Origin of the sequence: Streptomyces sp. NBC_00425, from assembly GCF_036030735.1 — a bacterium.
Classification (GTDB): domain Bacteria; phylum Actinomycetota; class Actinomycetes; order Streptomycetales; family Streptomycetaceae; genus Streptomyces.
Genome location: NZ_CP107928.1, coordinates 7,034,441 through 7,052,209 on the forward strand (window position 1 = coordinate 7,034,441; position 17,769 = coordinate 7,052,209).

General features: G+C 69.3%; 17 protein-coding genes and 1 riboswitch. Of the genes, 14 read left to right on the plus strand and 3 right to left on the minus strand.

The annotated features are described in order from the left end of the window. The first annotated feature begins 50 nt into the window (after positions 1 to 50). From ctaC to OHS82_RS30860, 4 genes are all read left to right on the plus strand, one after another. On the plus strand, positions 51 to 1,010 hold the full coding sequence (gene ctaC, locus OHS82_RS30845) for an aa3-type cytochrome oxidase subunit II (RefSeq protein WP_057583403.1): 960 nt from the start codon (positions 51 to 53) through the stop codon (positions 1,008 to 1,010). After that, positions 1,007 to 2,743 (plus strand): aa3-type cytochrome oxidase subunit I, encoded by a 1,737-nt coding sequence (ctaD, locus tag OHS82_RS30850; protein ID WP_328435015.1) that lies wholly within the window; start codon positions 1,007 to 1,009, stop codon positions 2,741 to 2,743. Before ctaC ends, ctaD begins: the two co-directional genes overlap by 4 nt. Beyond that, a complete protein-coding gene (locus tag OHS82_RS30855; protein WP_057579922.1) occupies positions 2,740 to 3,138 on the plus strand; it encodes a cytochrome c oxidase subunit 4 in 399 nt (132 codons plus the stop codon). The genes ctaD and OHS82_RS30855 overlap by 4 nt, the downstream gene beginning before the upstream one ends. Before the next feature lie 131 nt (positions 3,139 to 3,269). Then, the gene (locus OHS82_RS30860) at positions 3,270 to 4,523 is read left to right on the plus strand and encodes a L,D-transpeptidase (protein ID WP_057579925.1); all 1,254 of its coding nucleotides are present in this window, start codon (positions 3,270 to 3,272) and stop codon (positions 4,521 to 4,523) included. A 45-nt stretch (positions 4,524 to 4,568) separates the two neighbouring features. Here the strand turns inward: OHS82_RS30860 and OHS82_RS30865 are convergent, their stop codons facing one another. Continuing rightward, complete coding sequence (locus OHS82_RS30865; RefSeq protein ID WP_266727309.1) at positions 4,569 to 4,973, minus strand: hypothetical protein; 405 nt, start codon at positions 4,971 to 4,973, stop codon at positions 4,569 to 4,571. Positions 4,974 to 5,151: 178 nt separating this feature from the next. On the opposite strand from OHS82_RS30865, the gene ctaE reads away from it, so the two are divergent. From ctaE to OHS82_RS30895, 6 genes are all read left to right on the plus strand, one after another. Continuing rightward, on the plus strand, positions 5,152 to 5,772 hold the full coding sequence (gene ctaE / locus OHS82_RS30870) for an aa3-type cytochrome oxidase subunit III (RefSeq protein ID WP_057579930.1): 621 nt from the start codon (positions 5,152 to 5,154) through the stop codon (positions 5,770 to 5,772). Positions 5,773 to 5,834: 62 nt separating this feature from the next. Continuing rightward, positions 5,835 to 6,647: a cytochrome bc1 complex diheme cytochrome c subunit gene (gene qcrC / locus OHS82_RS30875; RefSeq protein WP_057579932.1), complete on the plus strand. Its 813-nt coding sequence runs from the start codon at positions 5,835 to 5,837 to the stop codon at positions 6,645 to 6,647. Beyond that, entirely contained in the window at positions 6,644 to 7,702 is a 1,059-nt protein-coding gene (gene qcrA / locus OHS82_RS30880; RefSeq protein ID WP_057579933.1) for a cytochrome bc1 complex Rieske iron-sulfur subunit, read from the plus strand. Before qcrC ends, qcrA begins: the two co-directional genes overlap by 4 nt. Next, positions 7,699 to 9,345, plus strand: coding sequence for a cytochrome bc1 complex cytochrome b subunit (qcrB, locus tag OHS82_RS30885; RefSeq protein ID WP_057579937.1), 1,647 nt, complete (start codon positions 7,699 to 7,701; stop codon positions 9,343 to 9,345). The genes qcrA and qcrB overlap by 4 nt, the downstream gene beginning before the upstream one ends. 146 nt (positions 9,346 to 9,491) lie before the next feature. Next, entirely contained in the window at positions 9,492 to 10,556 is a 1,065-nt protein-coding gene (gene trpD / locus OHS82_RS30890) for an anthranilate phosphoribosyltransferase (RefSeq protein WP_057579943.1), read from the plus strand. A gap of 75 nt (positions 10,557 to 10,631) precedes the next feature. Continuing rightward, positions 10,632 to 10,748: riboswitch (SAM riboswitch) on the plus strand. A 180-nt stretch (positions 10,749 to 10,928) separates the two neighbouring features. Next, complete coding sequence (locus tag OHS82_RS30895; protein ID WP_057579945.1) at positions 10,929 to 12,293, plus strand: aminotransferase class V-fold PLP-dependent enzyme; 1,365 nt, start codon at positions 10,929 to 10,931, stop codon at positions 12,291 to 12,293. A 92-nt stretch (positions 12,294 to 12,385) separates the two neighbouring features. On the opposite strand, the gene OHS82_RS30900 is transcribed toward OHS82_RS30895, so the two are convergent. Then, complete coding sequence (locus OHS82_RS30900; protein ID WP_057579946.1) at positions 12,386 to 12,667, minus strand: Lrp/AsnC family transcriptional regulator; 282 nt, start codon at positions 12,665 to 12,667, stop codon at positions 12,386 to 12,388. Further along, positions 12,664 to 13,449 (minus strand): rhomboid family intramembrane serine protease, encoded by a 786-nt coding sequence (locus OHS82_RS30905; protein ID WP_057579948.1) that lies wholly within the window; start codon positions 13,447 to 13,449, stop codon positions 12,664 to 12,666. The genes OHS82_RS30900 and OHS82_RS30905 overlap by 4 nt, the downstream gene beginning before the upstream one ends. 182 nt (positions 13,450 to 13,631) lie before the next feature. Between OHS82_RS30905 and OHS82_RS30910 the strand changes: the two genes are divergently transcribed. The 4 genes from OHS82_RS30910 (at position 13,632) to OHS82_RS30925 (ending at position 17,751) form a co-directional block, all read left to right on the plus strand. Further along, entirely contained in the window at positions 13,632 to 13,871 is a 240-nt protein-coding gene (locus OHS82_RS30910; RefSeq protein WP_020129990.1) for a hypothetical protein, read from the plus strand. A 69-nt stretch (positions 13,872 to 13,940) separates the two neighbouring features. Beyond that, positions 13,941 to 15,284 (plus strand): NYN domain-containing protein, encoded by a 1,344-nt coding sequence (locus OHS82_RS30915; protein ID WP_057579950.1) that lies wholly within the window; start codon positions 13,941 to 13,943, stop codon positions 15,282 to 15,284. Between the two features lie 213 nt (positions 15,285 to 15,497). Further along, positions 15,498 to 16,532 (plus strand): C40 family peptidase, encoded by a 1,035-nt coding sequence (locus tag OHS82_RS30920; protein WP_057579951.1) that lies wholly within the window; start codon positions 15,498 to 15,500, stop codon positions 16,530 to 16,532. A 196-nt stretch (positions 16,533 to 16,728) separates the two neighbouring features. Continuing rightward, complete coding sequence (locus OHS82_RS30925) at positions 16,729 to 17,751, plus strand: C40 family peptidase (protein ID WP_057579954.1); 1,023 nt, start codon at positions 16,729 to 16,731, stop codon at positions 17,749 to 17,751. Positions 17,752 to 17,769 lie beyond the last annotated feature (18 nt).

Consider the following 17,769-nt stretch of genomic DNA (forward strand, 5'->3'; position numbering starts at 1 on the left):
AAGGCAGGCCGCAGCCAACCGCGCGGGCGAGACTCTCGGGAAGGCGCTACGTGAGTCCCAACGGCTCCGACCGCTCGCCGCGGCGCCCGATGCGGCGGAAGCTGCTGCAGGCAATGACCGCGGGCCTGGTCCTGGCGACCGCCACCGGTTGCACATACAAGGACTTCCCCCGCCTTGGTATGCCCACCCCGGTCACAGAAGAGGCTCCGCGGATCCTCTCCCTGTGGCAGGGCTCCTGGGCTGCCGCGCTGGCCACCGGCGTGCTGGTGTGGGGCCTGATCCTGTGGAGTGCTTTCTTCCACCGGCGCAGCCGCACAAAGGTCGAAGTTCCTCCGCAGACCAGGTACAACATGCCGATCGAGGCGCTGTACACGGTCGTCCCCATCATCATCGTCTCGGTGCTGTTCTACTTCACCGCCCGTGACGAGTCGAAGCTGCTGAGCCTCGAGAAGAAGCCCGACGTCACGGTCAACGTGGTGGGCTTCCAGTGGAGCTGGTGCTTCAACTACATCGAGAACGTCGCCGGTTCCAGCGGGGACGCGAAGACCGACAAGAACCTGGCCGCGATCCCGGACCGGTACAAGAAGGACTTCCCGTCCGACGCGGGCGGCGTCTACACCTGCGGCACCCCCGGTGAGAAGAACCCGCAGACCCACAACCCGGGCCCGACCCTCTGGCTCCCCAAGGGCAAGACGGTCCGCTTCGTCCTCACCTCGCGGGACGTCATCCACTCCTTCTGGGTGGTGCCGTTCCTCATGAAGCAGGACGTCATCCCGGGTCACACCAACTCCTTCCAGGTGACCCCCAACCGCGAGGGCACCTTCCTGGGCAAGTGCGCCGAGCTCTGCGGCGTCGACCACTCCCGGATGCTGTTCAACGTGAAGGTCGTCTCGCCGGAGCGTTACGAGCAGCACCTGAAGGACATCGCCAAGAACGGGCAGACCGGTTACGTTCCGGCCGGCATCGAACAAACGAGCCCCGAGAAGAACCGGGAGTCGAACGTCCTGTGAGCATCCTCAACGAACCCCAGGGTGCCTCCGCAGCTGAGGACTCGTACGAGAACGAGCTGCCGGTCAGGCGCCGGCAGCCCGGCAACGTCGTGGTGAAGTGGCTGACGACCACCGACCACAAGACCATCGGTACGTTGTACCTGGTCACGTCGTTCGCGTTCTTCTGCATCGGCGGCGTCATGGCGCTCCTCATGCGCGCCGAGCTCGCCCGTCCGGGCCTGCAGATCATGTCGAACGAGCAGTTCAACCAGGCGTTCACGATGCACGGCACGATCATGCTGCTGATGTTCGCGACGCCGCTGTTCGCCGGCTTCACGAACTGGATCATGCCGCTGCAGATCGGCGCGCCCGACGTGGCGTTCCCGCGGCTGAACATGTTCGCCTACTGGCTCTACCTGTTCGGCTCGACCATCGCCGTGGGCGGCTTCCTCACCCCGCAGGGTGCGGCCGACTTCGGCTGGTTCGCCTACTCCCCGCTGTCGGACGCGGTCCGCTCGCCGGGCCTCGGCGCCGACCTGTGGATCATGGGTCTGGCCTTCTCCGGCTTCGGCACGATCCTCGGCGCGGTCAACTTCATCACCACGATCATCTGCATGCGCGCGCCGGGCATGACGATGTTCCGCATGCCGATCTTCACGTGGAACGTGCTGCTGACGGCCGTCCTGGTCCTGCTGGCCTTCCCCGTCCTCGCCGCCGCGCTGTTCGCGCTGGAGGCGGATCGGAAATTCGGGGCACATGTCTTCGACGCGGCCAACGGCGGCGCGTTGCTGTGGCAGCACCTCTTCTGGTTCTTCGGCCATCCAGAGGTGTACATCATCGCCCTGCCGTTCTTCGGCATCATCTCCGAGGTCATCCCGGTCTTCTCCCGCAAGCCGATGTTCGGCTACATGGGCCTGATCGCCGCGACGATCTCGATCGCGGGCCTGTCCGTGACGGTGTGGGCGCACCACATGTACGTCACCGGCGGTGTGCTGCTTCCGTTCTTCTCCTTCATGACGTTCCTCATCGCCGTCCCGACCGGCGTGAAGTTCTTCAACTGGATCGGAACGATGTGGAAGGGCTCGCTGTCCTTCGAGACGCCGATGCTGTGGGCGACGGGCTTCCTGATCACCTTCACCTTCGGTGGTCTGACCGGCGTCATCCTGGCCTCGCCGCCGATGGACTTCCACGTCTCCGACTCGTACTTCGTGGTGGCGCACTTCCACTACGTCGTGTTCGGCACGGTCGTCTTCGCGATGTTCTCCGGCTTCCACTTCTGGTGGCCGAAGATGACGGGCAAGATGCTCGACGAGCGGCTCGGCAAGATCACGTTCTGGACGCTGTTCATCGGCTTCCACGGCACCTTCCTGGTCCAGCACTGGCTGGGCGCCGAGGGCATGCCGCGTCGTTACGCGGACTACCTCGCCGCCGACGGGTTCACCGCCCTGAACACGATCTCGACGATCAGCTCGTTCGTCCTCGGTCTGTCCGTGCTGCCGTTCTTCTACAACGTGTGGAAGACCGCCAAGTACGGCAAGCCGGTCGGCGTCGACGACCCGTGGGGCTACGGCCGCTCCCTGGAGTGGGCCACCTCCTGCCCGCCGCCGCGCCACAACTTCCTCACCCTGCCGCGGATCCGCAGCGAATCCCCGGCGTTCGACCTGCACCACCCGGAGATCGCCGCGCTCGAGCAGCTGGAGCACAGCGGCCACGGCGCCAGCGCCATCGCGGGCAGCAAGGAGGCCGGCAAGTGAAGATCCAGGGCAAGATGTTCGTCTGGCTGAGCGTCTTCGTCCTCGCCATGGCGATCGTCTATGGCGTGTGGTCGAAGGAGCCGGCCGGCACCACGGCGCTCTTCCTGGCCTTCGGCCTGTGCATCATGATCGGCTTCTACCTGGGCTTCACCGCCCGGCGGGTCGACGCGGGCGCGCAGGACAACAAGGAGGCGGACGTCGCGGACGACGCCGGCGAGCTGGGCTTCTTCAGCCCGCACAGCTGGCAGCCGCTGTCGCTCGCCATCGGCGGCGCCCTGGCCTTCCTCGGTGTCGCGGTCGGCTGGTGGCTGCTCTACTTCTCCGTCCCGATGATCATGATCGGTCTCTGGGGCTGGGTCTTCGAGTACTACCGCGGTGAGAGCCGCACCCAGTAACACGCGCTGAACGCGGCGAGAGCCCGGACACTCCGTCAGGAGCGTCCGGGCTCACGCTTTTGCCGTAGCGGGCGTGCTCCGTCCGTGTCACTCAGCGCGCCGCCGCGGGGGCGGCTCCCTAGCGTGAAGTCATGAGCCACCAACCCCGCCCCCGCACCGTCGTCGGCTGCACCCTGCTGGTGATCGCCCTGGGCGCGGTCGCAAGCGCCTGCGGCTCCGACGGCAACCCGCTCTCCGCGCGCCCCTACGACGCGACGGACCAGATCTCCTTCAACGCCCCCGACGGCGACGGGAAGAAGGCCGACCCGGACAAGCCTCTCGAGGTCACCGCCGACGACAGCGACCGCATCACGGACGTCACCGCCGTCGACTCCACCGGCCGCTACGTGGCGGGCCGACTCTCCGCCGACGGCAGCCGCTGGCGCAGCACCGAACCCCTGGCCGCCGGCGCCCACTACACGGTCCGGGTGAGCACCGAGGACGACGACGGGGCGCCCGGCCGCCGGGTCCTCTCCTTCGACACGGGCAAGCCCACCGTAAAGAAGCGGCTGGCGGTCGAGTTCGGCCCCGAGGCGGGCGAGTACGGCGTCGGCCAGCCCGTCGTCGCCAAACTCGACCAGCCGGTCAAGGACCCCGCACAGCGGGCTGTCGTCGAACGGGGGCTGAAGGTGGACTCCACGCCCTTCGCCCAGGGCGGCTGGCACTGGGTGGACGACAAGGAGCTCCACTACCGGCCCAAGGAGTACTGGCCCGCCCACGCCACCGTCCGCGCCCACAGCAACCTGGACGGCATCAAGATCAGCGACCGGCTGTGGGGCGGCCCCGTGAAGGAGCTCCGACTCACCACCGGCGACCGGGTCATCGCCGTGACGGACGCGTCGACGCACTCCATGACGGTCTCCAGGAACAACCAGGAGATCAAGCAGATCCCCGTCACCACCGGCAAGCCCGGCTTCGACACCCGCAACGGCGTCAAGGTCGTCCTGGGCAAGGAGTACTACGTACGTATGCGCGGGACCACCGTCGGCATCGCCGAGGGCTCCGCGGACTCGTACGACCTGCCCGTCTACTACGCCACCCGCGTCACCTGGAGCGGCGAGTACGTCCACGCCGCCCCCTGGTCGGTCGGCTCCCAGGGGTACGCCAACGTCAGCCACGGCTGCACCGGCATGAGCACGGCCAACGCCGAGTGGTTCTTCGACAACATCCGCCAGGGCGACGTCGTTCAGGTCGTCAACAGCAACGGCGACACCATGGAGACGTTCGGCAACGGCTTCGGCGACTGGAACCTGGACTGGGCCAGATGGACCAAGGGCAGCGCTCTGACGGGCGCCAAGCAGAAGACGCAAGCGGAGACGGCACGCCTGAGTCCGGCGGCGGTCTGAACCGCGCGGGGGGCGACGACGAACCGCGTCCCGCCCCCTGAGCCGCTACGCGCTCTGCTGAAGGCCCTTCGTCCGCAGCAGGGCCGCGAGCGCCCCCGCGAACTCCACGGGCTCCACGGGCAGCGTCACAGCCGCGTCCGCGCGGCTCCAGGTCGCGAGCCACGCGTCCTGGGGCCGCCCGATGAGCAGCAGCACCGGCGGACACCGGAAGACCTCGTCCTTGAGCTGACGGCACAGACCCATGCCGCCCATGGGGGCGGTCTCCCCGTCGAGGACGACGACGTCGATGCCGCCCTTCTCGAGCTCCCGCAGCACCGCCGGCGCCGTCGCGCACTCCACGAACTCCACCACAGGGGCGTCCGGCGCGGGCCTGCGCCCGGTCGCGAGCCGCACCTGCTCCCGCGTGTTGGCGTCGTCGCTGTAGACCAGCACCGTGGCGGTCGCCTGCATGCTTCCTCCGTGACATCAGCGTCGTACGGACAGAACCGATGCCGCGGATGCTACTCCCTCACCCACCTCGTCCACACCGCCTGGAACACCACTTCGATGGGCCATACGGGCACTACACACGGGGCGATCACTCCGAACGGCACCCCCCGGAGTGAGGGCGGGATAAGGGACCGACATAATGTCGGTCGTGGCGACAGCAACGACAGTAGAAACCGGGCACGCGCACCCGTCGGTCAATCGGCCGAACCTCACCAGCGTCGGAACCATCATCTGGCTGAGCTCCGAGCTGATGTTCTTCGCGGCCCTCTTCGCGATGTACTTCACCCTGCGATCGGTGACGGGTCCTGATCACTGGAAGGAGATGGCCGAGGCGCTGAACCTTCCGTTCTCGGCCACCAACACCACGATCCTGGTGCTCTCCTCGCTCACCTGCCAGCTCGGCGTCTTCGCCGCCGAGCGCGGTGACGTGAAGAAGCTCAGAATGTGGTTCATCGTCACCTTCATCATGGGTGCGATCTTCATCGGCGGTCAGATCTACGAGTACACGGAGTTGGTGAAGAAGGACGGGCTCTCGCTCTCCTCCGACCCGTACGGCTCGGTGTTCTACCTGACCACCGGCTTCCACGGCATGCACGTGACGGGCGGCCTCATCGCCTTCCTGTTCGTCCTCGGGCGTACCTACGCGGCCAAGAGGTTCACCCACGAGCAGGCGACCGCGGCCATCGTCGTGTCCTACTACTGGCACTTCGTCGATGTCGTCTGGATCGGCCTCTTCGCCACGATCTACCTGATCAAGTAGCCGGGCCCGCTCCCGCACCTCCACAAGCATCGACGCAGAAGATCCTGACACCGGGGTAATCCGTGAAAAAGCTCTCCGCACGACGACGCCATCCGCTGGCGGCGCTCGTCGTCCTAGTCCTATCGCTGGCATGCACAGGGTGGCTGTTCTCCGCGCTCGCGCCCGCGAGCAAGGCGCAGGCAGACGACACCGCCCAGTCCCTCGCCATCGACGAGGGCAAGAAGCTCTATGCCGTCGGCTGCGCCAGCTGCCACGGCACCGGCGGTCAGGGCAGCTCCGACGGTCCGAGCCTGGTCGGCGTGGGCGCCGCGGCCGTCGACTTCCAGGTCGGCACCGGCCGCATGCCGGCGGCGACCTCCCAGGGCCCGCAGGTGGTGAAGAAGAAGAACATCTACTCGCAGGCCGAGATCGACCAGCTCGCCGCGTACATCGCCTCGCTGGGCGCCGGCCCGACCGTCCCGACCGAGGCCGAGTACGGCCCGGAGGGCGCGGACATCGCCAAGGGCGGCGACCTGTTCCGCACCAACTGCGCGCAGTGCCACAACTTCACCGGAAAGGGCGGCGCCCTGACGAAGGGCAAGTTCGCTCCGACCCTCGAGGACGTGGACCCGAAGCACGTCTACGAGGCGATGCAGACCGGCCCGCAGAACATGCCCTCCTTCCCCGACACCACCCTGTCGGAGCAGAACAAGAAGGACATCATCGCGTACCTGCACGCGGTCAACAGCAGCGACACCGACAACCCCGGTGGTCTGGAGCTGGGCGGCCTCGGGCCGGTCAGTGAGGGTCTGTTCGCCTGGATCTTCGGACTCGGCGCCCTGATCGCGGTCGCCGTCTGGGTCGCCGCTCGGACCGCAAAGGCCAAGAAGTCATGAGTAGCCAAGACATTCCAGAAGAGAACCTGCCCGTAGAGCAGGGCCACGCGCACGGCGCGGTGGACGTGGCGGACGAGCAGAACCCGTTCGCCGACCCCGGTCTGCCGCCCCACGAGCACCGCGTCCAGGACATCGACGAGCGGGCCGCCAAGCGGTCCGAGCGTGCGGTCGCCTTCCTGTTCACGCTGTCGATGCTCGCCACGGTCGGCTTCATCGCCTCGTACGTGGCGATCCCGGCCGACAAGTCGATCTTCGTGTTCCCGATCGGCCACCTCAGCGCGCTGAACTTCGCGCTGGGTCTGACGCTGGGCACGGCGCTGTTCACCATCGGCGCCGGCGCGGTCCACTGGGCCCGCACCCTGATGTCGGACGTCGAGGTCGCCGACGAGCGCCACCCGATCGCCGCGAGCCCCGAGGTCCGCGCCAAGGTCCACGCGGACTTCCGGCAGGGCGCCAAGGAGTCCGCGTTCGGCCGCCGCAAGCTGATCCGCAACACGCTGTTCGGCGCGGTCGCCCTGGTGCCGCTGTCCGGCGTCGTGCTGCTGCGCGACCTCGGCCCGCTGCCCGAGGACAAGCTCCGTCACACGCTGTGGGCCAAGGGCAAGCTGCTCGTCAACATGAACACGAACGAGCCGCTGCGTCCTTCGGACGTCGCGGTCGGTTCTCTCACCTTCGCCAAGCCCGAGGGCCTGGAGGAGCACGACGAGGACTTCCAGAACGAGATCGCCAAGGCGGCCCTGATGATCGTCCGGCTGCAGCCGGAGAACATCAAGGACAAGCGCGAGCTCGAGTGGTCGCACGACGGCATCGTGGCGTACTCGAAGATCTGCACCCACGTCGGTTGCCCGATCTCCCTGTACGAGCAGCAGACGCACCACGTGCTGTGCCCCTGCCACCAGTCCACCTTCGACCTCTCCGACGGCGCCCGAGTGATCTTCGGTCCCGCCGGTCACGCCCTGCCGCAGCTGCGCATCGGCGTGAACGACGAGGGCTACCTCGAGGCGCGCGGCGACTTCGAGGAGCCCGTCGGTCCTGCTTTCTGGGAGCGCGGATGAGCACCACAGAGAACCACGAGAGCAACGAGTCCCGCGCACGCGGGAAGGCTCCGGCCGGCGAGCGGATCGCCGACTGGGCCGACGGCCGGCTCGGGATCTACTCCCTCGCCAAGGCCAACATGCGCAAGATCTTCCCCGACCACTGGTCGTTCATGCTGGGCGAAGTGTGCATGTACAGCTTCATCATCATCATCCTGACGGGTGTGTACCTGACGCTGTTCTTCCACCCGTCGATGAACGAGGTGGAGTACCACGGCAGCTACGTCCCGCTCCAGGGACAGCTGATGTCCGAGGCGTTCAGCTCGACCCTGCACATCTCGTTCGACGTGCGGGGCGGTCTGCTCATCCGGCAGATCCACCACTGGGCGGCGCTGATCTTCCTCGCCGGCATGTTCGTGCACATGATGCGTGTGTTCTTCACGGGCGCGTTCCGCAAGCCGCGTGAGGTCAACTGGCTGTTCGGCTTCCTGCTGTTCGTCCTCGGCATGTTCACCGGTTTCACCGGTTACTCGCTCCCGGACGACCTGCTCTCCGGCACCGGTGTGCGCTTCACCCAGGGCGCGATCCTGTCGATGCCGGTCGTCGGCACGTACATCTCGTTCTTCCTCTTCGGCGGCGAGTTCCCCGGCCACGACTTCGTGGCGCGGTTCTACTCGATCCACATCCTGCTGCTGCCCGGCATCATGCTGGGCCTGATGGTGGGCCACCTGATCCTGGTCTTCTACCACAAGCACACGCAGTTCGCGGGCCCCGGAAAGAGCAACAAGAACGTCGTCGGCATGCCGCTGCTGCCCGTGTACATGGCCAAGGCCGGAGGCTTCTTCTTCCTGGTCTTCGGCGTCATCGCGGTCATCGCGGCGATCGCGCAGATCAACCCGATCTGGGCGATGGGCCCCTACCGTCCGGACCAGGTGTCGACCGGTGCCCAGCCCGACTGGTACATGGGCTTCGCCGAGGGCCTGATCCGCTTCATGCCGGGCTGGGAGATCAACCTCTGGGGTCACACGCTCGTCCTGGGCGTGTTCATCCCGCTGGTCCTGTTCGGCGTGGTCCTCGCGGCGCTGGCGCTCTACCCGTTCATCGAGTCCTGGATCACCGGCGACAAGCGCGAGCACCACATCCTGGACCGCCCGCGCAACGCGCCGACCCGTACGGCGCTCGGCGTCGCCTGGGTCACGATGTACATGATCACGCTGGTCGGCGGTGGCAACGACCTGTGGGCCACCCACTTCCACCTGTCGATCAACTCGATCACCTGGTTCGTCCGGATCTTCTTCTTCGTCGGACCGGTCCTCGCGTACATCCTCACCAAGCGGATCTGCCTCGGTCTGCAGCGCCGCGACAAGGACAAGGTGCTGCACGGCCGGGAGACCGGCACCATCAAGCGCCTGCCGCACGGTGAGTTCATCGAGATCCACGAGCCGCTCAGCCAGGAGCAGCTGCACACGCTCACGGCGCACGAGCAGTACGAGCCGGCCGCGATCGGCGCCACGGTCGACGACAACGGCGTCGAGCGCAAGGTGACGGGCAAGGAGAAGCTCCGCGCCAAGATCAGCGGAGCGTACTTCGGCGAGGACCAGCAGATCCCGAAGCCCACCGTCGAGGAGTACAAGGAGATCACGAGCGGCCACGGCCACCACTGATCGTCGAGGCGTCGCCACGCCACGGTGAAAGGGCCCCGTCCGGTTGTCGGACGGGGCCCTTTGCCGTGCCCGTCGGCTGGATAGGGTGGGCACACACGTCTTCCACGGCACCCACGGAAGATCCGTACGACACCCAGGAGCGGCTGATGAGCGCTGTGACCCCCGCTGGAGGCGACACCGCGGCGGGCCGTTCCTGGCCCGAGGTGCTGAACGGTCTGCTGTACGGCCGCGACCAAGGCGCGGACGCCACGTTCTGGGCGCTGGACCGGATCATGCGCGGCGAGGCCACCGACGCGCAGATCGCCGGGTTCGTGGTGGCGCTGCGGGCCAAGGGCGAGACCGTCGAGGAGATCAACGGGCTGGTCCGGGCGATGTACGAGCACGCCAACCTGATCGAGGTGCCGGGGCCGACCGTCGACATCGTCGGCACGGGCGGCGACGGCGCGAAGACGGTCAACATCTCCACGATGTCGGCGATCGTCGTGGCCGGTGCGGGCGCCACGGTCGTCAAGCACGGCAACCGGGCCGCGTCCTCCGCGTCCGGCGCCTCGGACGTGCTGGAGAAGCTCGGCGTCAACCTGGAGCTGACCCCGCGCCGGGTGGCCGAGGTGGCGCAGGAGGCCGGGATCACCTTCTGCTTCGCGATCAAGTTCCATCCGGCGCTGCGTCATGTCGGCGCGGCGCGCGGGCAGTTGGGCATCCGCACGGTGTTCAACATCCTCGGCCCGCTGACCAACCCCGCCAAGGTGCGGGCACAGGCCGTCGGCGTCGCCGATCCGCTCATGGCGCCGGTCGTCGCGGGCGTCTTCGCCGAACGCGGCAACTCGTCCCTGGTCTTCCGGGGCGACGACGGCCTCGACGAGCTGACCACGACGGCCACCTCCCGTGTGTGGGTGGTGCGCGACGGCAAGGTCACCGAGGAGACCTTCGACCCGCGGGACGTCGGTCTCGACCTCGTGCCGGTGGAGGCCCTGCGGGGCGGGGACCCCTCGTACAACGCCGAGGTCGCCCGCCGTCTGCTGGAGGGTGAGCGCGGCCCGGTGCGCGACGCCGTCGTGCTGAACTCGGCGGCCGCGCTCGTGGCGCTCGAACCGGGCGGCGGGACGCTGGCCGAGGAGATCCGGGCCGGCATGGCGCGGGCCGCGGAATCACTCGACTCCGGTGCGGCCAAGCGGGCGCTGGAGCGCTGGGTCGCGGCCAGCAACGCCTGACGGCCGTGAGACGCGGTCCCGCCATCCGGACACGGGTTGCGGGACCGTGATCGGCTCGCGTAGGTTCCTGTACCAGGTCATGAGTGACAGTCATGAGGCCCCGGCCGACTGTCCGGCAACCCTCCGTCCGTGGCGGGGTGCCCCGGGTGAAGACCAGGTCGTGGGCAACGAGGTCCACGGCAAGCGCGGATCCCTCGCACTCTTTCGAGTGAGAACGCCAGGGGTCCTGGGTCGTCCGAGGGAGTCTCCTGTGAGCCAGCGAATGCGATAGGGCGTAGAGCCCCGCCTCCGCACCCCCCTTTCACCTTCCTCCGTGCTCGAGCCATGTCCGCTCGCACGGCGGTTCCCCCTTTCCTCTCACGGGAGTTCGCCATGTCCGTCTCCACCGCTGCCGTCACCCGCCCCGTTTGTGCCCCGCTGGACGTTCTGGGCCGGGATGTCACCGTCCCGCTCGTCACCGGCGGCGAGGTCGCCTACGCGGCCCTCGACTACGCGGCCAGCGCCCCCGCCCTCCAGCGCGTCTGGGACGACGTCGCCGCCTACGCCCCGTACTACGGCAGCGTGCACCGCGGCGCCGGCTACCTCTCCCAGCTCTCCACGGACCTCTTCGAGAACGCCCGCAGGACCGTCGCCGAGTTCCTCGACTGCCGCCCCGACGACCAGCTGGTCTTCACCCGCTCGACGACGGACTCCCTGAACCTGCTGGCCCGCGCCCTGCCCGCCGACTGCCAGGTCTTCGTCTTCGAGACCGAGCACCACGCCTCGCTGCTGCCCTGGCAGGACGCCCGGGTCTCCTGCCTCGACGCCCCGCGCACCCCGGGCCAGGCCGTGGAGACCCTGGAGCGGGCCCTCGCCGCCCGGGACCCGCACGGCCCGGCGCTGGTCTGCGTCACCGGCGCCTCGAACGTCACCGGTGAGCTGTGGCCGGTGCGCGAGCTCGCGGCGGCGGCGCACGCCCACGGCGCCCGGATCGTCCTGGACGCCGCCCAGCTGGCCCCGCACCACCCGGTGTCGGTCCAGGACCTCGACGTCGACTGGATCGCGTTCTCCGGCCACAAGCTGTACGCCCCCTTCGGCTCCGGCGTGCTGGCCGGCCGCGCGGACTGGCTGGTCGCGGCGGACCCGTACCTCGCGGGCGGCGGCGCGAGCCGCAAGGTCACCCGGCGCGAGGACGGGGGAGTGGACGTGGAGTGGCACGAGAGCGCGGCCCGCCACGAGGCCGGCTCCCCGAACGTGATCGGCGCCTACTCCATCGCGTCGGCCTGCAAGGCCCTCACCGAGGCCGGCTTCGACGCCCTGGTCGCACGGGAGCGGCACCTGATCGAGAAGGTGCGCACCGGCCTCGCGGAGGTCCCGGAGGTCCGGGTCCTGTCCCTCTTCGGCGACGACGCCCCGCGCGTCGGCGTGATCTCCTTCGTCGTCGAGGGCTGGAACAGCTCCCACTTCGCCGCGGCCCTGTCCGCCGAGTACGGCATCGGCGTCCGCGACGGCCTCTTCTGCGCCCACCCCCTGGTCCGCACCCTCCTGGGCGGCGCCCCCGAGGCGCAGGGCGAGTGCGGCGCCCCCGACGCGGCTCCGGGCGAGAGGTCCCTCAACGCCATCCGGGTGAGCTTCGGCGCGGGCACCCCCGACGAGCACGTCGAACGCTTCGTGACCGCGGTCCGCGAGCTGGTGACCGACGGCGCGAAGTGGCGGTACCGCACGGAGGACGGCCGCTGCGTCCCGGCGGTGGACTGACCCCGCCGACCACGCGGCGCCCCTGCGTCCCGGTGGGGAAACCCCCTCAGGGGCGCGGGGAGCTGCGCGGCCGGGCGCCCGACCCGCGGAGTCTACGAGTCCAGGCCGATGGCGAACGCCGCCTCGAGGTCGTGCTGCGAGTACGTGCGGAACGCGACGTGGGTGTCCGTCCCCTCGACCCCGGGGATCTTGCTGATGCTGCCCGGGATGACCTCGGCGAGGTCCTCGTGCTGCTTCACCCGGACCATCGCGATGAGGTCGTAGGTCCCCGTCACGGAGAAGACCTCGCTCACGGACTCCAGCGAGGCGATCCGCTCGGCGATCTCGGGGATCCGGTCCACGCTGGTCTTGATGAGGACGATCGCGGTGATCACGGCTGGTTCTCTCCCTCGGAGGCCGGAGCTGGGGCGGCCCTCACTCTAGCCGCCCGCCTGTCGCCGGCCGCCGCCCTTCCCGGGCGGCCCGGCGGACCCTTCCCGATCCCGAAACGCGCCCACGCGTAGAGGAGCCCCAGGCCGAAGCCCACCAGGTGCGCCAGATAGGCCACCCCCGGGCCCCTGGGCGCCTGTCCCGCCGCCATCCACTGCACGGCCGCCCAGAAGGGCAGCACGACCCACGCCGGGAAGCGCAGCGGCAGGAAGAACAGGAACGGAAGGAGGCTGGTGACCCGCGCCCGGGGGAACAGGTACAGAAACGCGCCGAGCACCGCGGAGATCGCCCCGGAGGCGCCGACCAGGGACTGCGACGACCCGGCGTCGGCGGCGGCGTAGCCCAGCAGGGCCAGATAGCCGCAGCCGACGGTGAAGAGCGCGAACTCGACGCGGCCCATCCGGTCCTCGGTCATCGCCCCGAAGACGTAGAGGAAGAGCATGTTGCCCAGCAGGTGCACCCAGCTGCCGTGGACGAAGAGCGCGGTCGCGGGGGTGAGGACGGCCCGGGGCGCGCCCTCGAAGAGCTCGGCGGGCACCACGCCCCAGCGCCGGAAATAGGCCCGCTGGGCGGCCACCAGCTCGTCGCCGGCCCCGTACGCCGGATCGAGGCCCGAGGCGGGGCTGACCAGGAAGATCAGGCAGCACAGGGCGATCAGTCCGTAGGTCACCGGCGCCGAGGGGTTCCTGACCGCTCTGCCGACCGTCCCGTTCCAGTTGCTGATCATGGGTACAGAGCATGACGTAACGGGACGCACCTGCCCGGAGCGCCTCGCCGCCGCACGGTCGCCGTGGACGGACGGGCGGCGGGTACCCGCCAGGCCGTAGGGTTACGAGCCACACGCACGGGGGAGCCTTGGGCCCGACCCGGCACAGCGAGCACGACACCAGAAGGAAGTGGAAAGTCACGATGACGGTTCCCCTGCCGACCGCCGCCACGCGGTGGCGCTGCACTCTCTGCGGCAACCTCACGCGGTTCGACGTGACGCGCTCGTCGAAGGTCGTCGAGTACGTGCACCTGGACCTCGCGGGCGAGCCGAAGGTCGAGGAGCGCGAGGTGGTCAGTGAGACCATCGAGTCGGTGCGGTGTCGCTGGTGCAATGCCGTGGACCAGGTGGAACTCGTGGATCGGCCGGGCGCCGGTTCCTGACGACGGGGTCCCCCCGCTCGAGTGAAGTCGAGAGCGGGGGAGGGCCCGCACAGTATTGGGGTGTGACGGATGGTGGAGAGCGCAGGCGGGGGGCCGGGCGACGGCGCCGCCGAGATGCTCGACCGTCCGCTGCCGGACGGCGTGCGGCGCAGGGTCGTCACGATCGTCTCCGACGGCTTCGGCGGACTGACCGTCGGCGAACTGCCCGCCCAGTTGCGCCAGTACGCCCGTTTCGCGCCCAACCGGCGCGCCAAGTTCGCGGGCAACGCGATGGCGGCCGCGCTGGAGACCGATCCGCTGTTCAGACAGCGCATCGCCGAGAAGTTCAGAGAGGCCCAGCCGGAACTGTCCGGCGCTCTCGACTCCGGCTCGCCCACCCCGGCCGCGGACCCGCTCGACGTGGCGGCCGCGGCCTATGTTCTGCGGCCCGTCGGCTGGGTGAAGCTGGTGACGTCGGCCGGCGAGGAGGCCCTGCGGGCCGACGCCGAGCGGGCCGACGAGGAGAGCCGCGCCGAACTGGAGCGGCTGCGCGAGGAGCTCGAGCAGGCACGGGAGCAGACCCGGTCGGACACCGAGCGGCTGCGCGCCGAGCTGGACGCGGCGAAGAAGGAGACGGAGTCGCTGCACCGCAAGCTGCGGTCGGCCCTCAGTGACGTCAAGCGCGGCGAGGCGGCCCTGCGCAAGGTGCAGGGCGAGATGGAGGCCGGGCGCGCCGAGGGGCACGCCCAGGTGTCCGCCGCGGAGAGCGAGTCACGGCGGCTGAAGGCGCGCCTGGGGGAGGCCGAGGCCGCTCTGGAAGCCGCCCGGCGCGCCGCCCGTGAGGGGCGCAGCGTCGAGGACATGCGGGTGCGGCTGCTGCTGGACACGGTGCTCGACGCGGCCCAGGGGCTGCGGCGCGAACTGGCGCTGCCGCCGGTGTCGGTGCGGCCCGCGGAGACCGTCGACGCGGTCGAACCAGGACGAATGACGCCGAAGGACATCGCCGCACGGGCCCTGTCGGAGCACGATCCGGCCATTCTCGATCAGTTGCTCGCACTGCCGCAGGCGCATCTCGTGGTCGACGGGTACAACGTCACCAAGACCGGCTATCCGCAGATGCCGTTGGAGAAGCAGCGGCTGCGGCTGCTCGGCCAGCTCTCGCAACTCGCCGCGCAGACCGGCGCCGAGGTCACCTGTGTCTTCGACGGCGCCGAGCTCGTCGCTCCGGTGCTGCTCGCGCCGCCGCGCGGGGTGCGGGTGCTGTTCTCCAAGCCGGGGATCACGGCCGACGAGCTGATCCGGCAGCTGGTGCGGGCCGAGCCGCCCGGCCGGCCGGTCATCGTCGCCTCGACCGACCGTGAGGTGGCCGACGGGATCGCGAAGGCGGGTGCCCGACCGGTGGCTTCCGCGGTGCTTCTGAAGCGACTGTCCTGAAGGTCGAAGTTGCGGGCTCAATGACCGAATTGGCGGAATCGTCACGCAACGTAGCGTCAATCGGTCAATCACTGCACGTGAGTTGTGTGAAAAAACTGCGTTGCGTGATGGGTTTTTTCTGCCGGGGGATTTGAACTGATCACGGGAAGGTCACTAAGGTCTGGTGATCGAACCTCCAAACGGGTGATCACTCAAAAGAAGGAGCCCGTCTCCGTGGCGTCCCATCGTCGACCGAAGCAGCCGAGTCGCGCGCGCGTGACCGTGCTGACCACCGCAGCCGCCGCTGCCGTCGTGCTGAGCTCCCAGGCCGCCAACGCGGCGCCCAGCGAGAAGCTCACCAAGGACGAGGTCAAGAGCAAGGTCGACAAGCTCTACGAAGAGGCGGAGCAGGCCACCGAGACGTACAACGGGGCCAAGGAGAAGCAGGAGAAGCTCCAGAAGGAGATCTCCACCATCCAGGACAACGTCGCCCGCGGTCAGGCAGACCTCAACGAGCTGCGTGACTCCATGGGCCTGGCGGCCGCGGCCCAGTACCGCACCGGCTCCATCGACCCCTCCCTGCAGCTGCTCCTCTCCTCGAACCCGGACGACTACCTGGACAAGGCGTCCGCCGCCGACCAGCTCAGCGCCCAGCAGGTCGAGGCGCTGAAGAAGATCCAGGAGAAGCAGCGCGAGCTCGCGCAGGAGCGCAGCGAGGCGTCCACCAAGCTCAAGGACCTCGCCACCACCCGCACCGAGCTGGGCAAGAAGAAGAAGGAAGTCCAGGGGAAGCTGGCCGAGGCGCAGAAGCTCCTCAACACGCTGACGGCCAAGGAGAAGGCGGCCCTCTCCGCCGCCGACGCCCGCGCCAGCCGCGACGCCGGAGATCGGGTCGACCTCGGCGACACTCCGCCTGGCTCCGGCTTCGCCATGGCCGCCTTCCGCGCCGCCCAGACGCAGCTCGGCAAGCCGTACCAGTACGGCGCCACCGGGACCGCCACGTACGACTGCTCGGGCCTGACCTCCTGGGCCTACGGCCAGGCGGGCGTCCACATCTCGCGTACCTCGCAGGCCCAGGCCAACGACGGCACGCGCATCTACAGCAAGTCCGACCTCAAGGTCGGCGACCTGGTCATCTTCTACGGCGACCAGCACCACGTCGGCCTGTACGCGGGCAACGGCCAGGTGCTGCACGCCCCGCGCACCAACACCGTCGTGCGCTACGAGTCGATCGACAACATGCCGTTCCAGTTCGGCGTCCGGATCTGACCGTCCTCAAGATCGGGACACCACGCCGCCCGAACGGGCGAATCGTGGCGACGAGAAGTGACCCCACGCCCCGCCGGTGACCTGCGTCAGCGGCGGGGCGTCACTGTGCGTGCCCGCCGAGGTCTTTGGCCGACCCCCTGTCGCGGGGCTACTGTCTGCCGCGTTCTGTCCGCCGGTGGAAGGAGCGCGGCTTCCCGTGGGGTCCCATCGTCGCCTTGCACAGTCCGGGTTCGACCGGGGCGCCTGCAGCGCCCTGAGCGTGCTGTCCGTCGCGGCCGCCGCACTCGGCGCCGTCTCCGCCGTACCGGCCACGGCCGCGCCGCACGACGACACCCGTGCCGAGGTGGACCGTCTCTACGAGGAGGCCGAGAAGGCCACCGAGGCCTTCAACAAGGCCGACGAGCGCGCAGACACCCTGCGGGAGCAGGTCGGCCTGGCCCAGGACCACATCGCCCGCCAGCAGGCGCGCGTCAACGACATGCGCGACGAGCTCGGGTCGCTGGCGGGCGCCCAGTACCGCTCCGGCGGCCTCGACCCCTCGCTGGCGCTGCTGTTCTCCGACGACCCCGAGGAGTACCTCGCCAAGGCGTCCGTCCTCGACCGCGTCACCGCCCGCCAGGCCGGCGAACTGCGCACCCTGCAGAGCGCGCTGCGCGAACTCGCCCAGGAGCGCTCGGAGGCCGCCCGCAAGCTCGCCGAGCTGGAGAAGAGCCGCAAGGCCGTCACGCGTCACAAGCAGAGCGTGGAGCAGAAACTCGCCAGGGCCCGGCAGTTGCTCGACTCGCTGCCGTCCGACGAACGCGCCGCCTACGACCGGGCCTCCCGGTCCGGCCGCGACGGCCTGCCGGACCTCACCGGCGCCGTACCCGCGTCGGGCCGGGCGGGCGCGGCCGTGGCCGCCGTGCGCTCCGCGCTCGGCAAGCCGTACATCTGGGGCGCCAACGGCCCCTCCGGATTCGACTGCTCGGGCCTCATGCAGTGGTCGTACGCGCAGGCCGGGGTCTCCCTGCCGCGCACCTCGCAGGCCCAGGCGCACGCCGGACGCCGGGTGCCGCTCTCCCAGGCACAGCCCGGCGACATCGTCACCTACCGCTCCGACGCCAGCCACGTCGGCATGTACGTCGGCAACGGGCAGGTCATCCACGCTCCCTACCCGGGCGCGCCGGTGCGCTACGACCCGGTCGGGATGATGCCGGTGTCGTCCGTCACCAGGCCCTGACCGGGTCCCACCGGCCCC

Bases quoted from the DNA above. Each gene is read 5' to 3' on its own strand.
- OHS82_RS30860 (WP_057579925.1), top strand. From the start codon at position 3,270: ATGAGCCACCAACCCCGCCCCCGCACCGTCGTCGGCTGCACCCTGCTG.
- OHS82_RS30865 (WP_266727309.1), bottom strand. From the start codon at position 4,973: ATGCAGGCGACCGCCACGGTGCTGGTCTACAGCGACGACGCCAACACG.
- ctaE (WP_057579930.1), top strand. From the start codon at position 5,152: ATGTCGGTCGTGGCGACAGCAACGACAGTAGAAACCGGGCACGCGCAC.
- qcrA (WP_057579933.1), top strand. From the start codon at position 6,644: ATGAGTAGCCAAGACATTCCAGAAGAGAACCTGCCCGTAGAGCAGGGC.
- qcrB (WP_057579937.1), top strand. From the start codon at position 7,699: ATGAGCACCACAGAGAACCACGAGAGCAACGAGTCCCGCGCACGCGGG.
- trpD (WP_057579943.1), top strand. From the start codon at position 9,492: ATGAGCGCTGTGACCCCCGCTGGAGGCGACACCGCGGCGGGCCGTTCC.
- OHS82_RS30895 (WP_057579945.1), top strand. From the start codon at position 10,929: ATGTCCGTCTCCACCGCTGCCGTCACCCGCCCCGTTTGTGCCCCGCTG.
- OHS82_RS30905 (WP_057579948.1), bottom strand. From the start codon at position 13,449: ATGATCAGCAACTGGAACGGGACGGTCGGCAGAGCGGTCAGGAACCCC.
- OHS82_RS30910 (WP_020129990.1), top strand. From the start codon at position 13,632: ATGACGGTTCCCCTGCCGACCGCCGCCACGCGGTGGCGCTGCACTCTC.
- OHS82_RS30915 (WP_057579950.1), top strand. From the start codon at position 13,941: ATGGTGGAGAGCGCAGGCGGGGGGCCGGGCGACGGCGCCGCCGAGATG.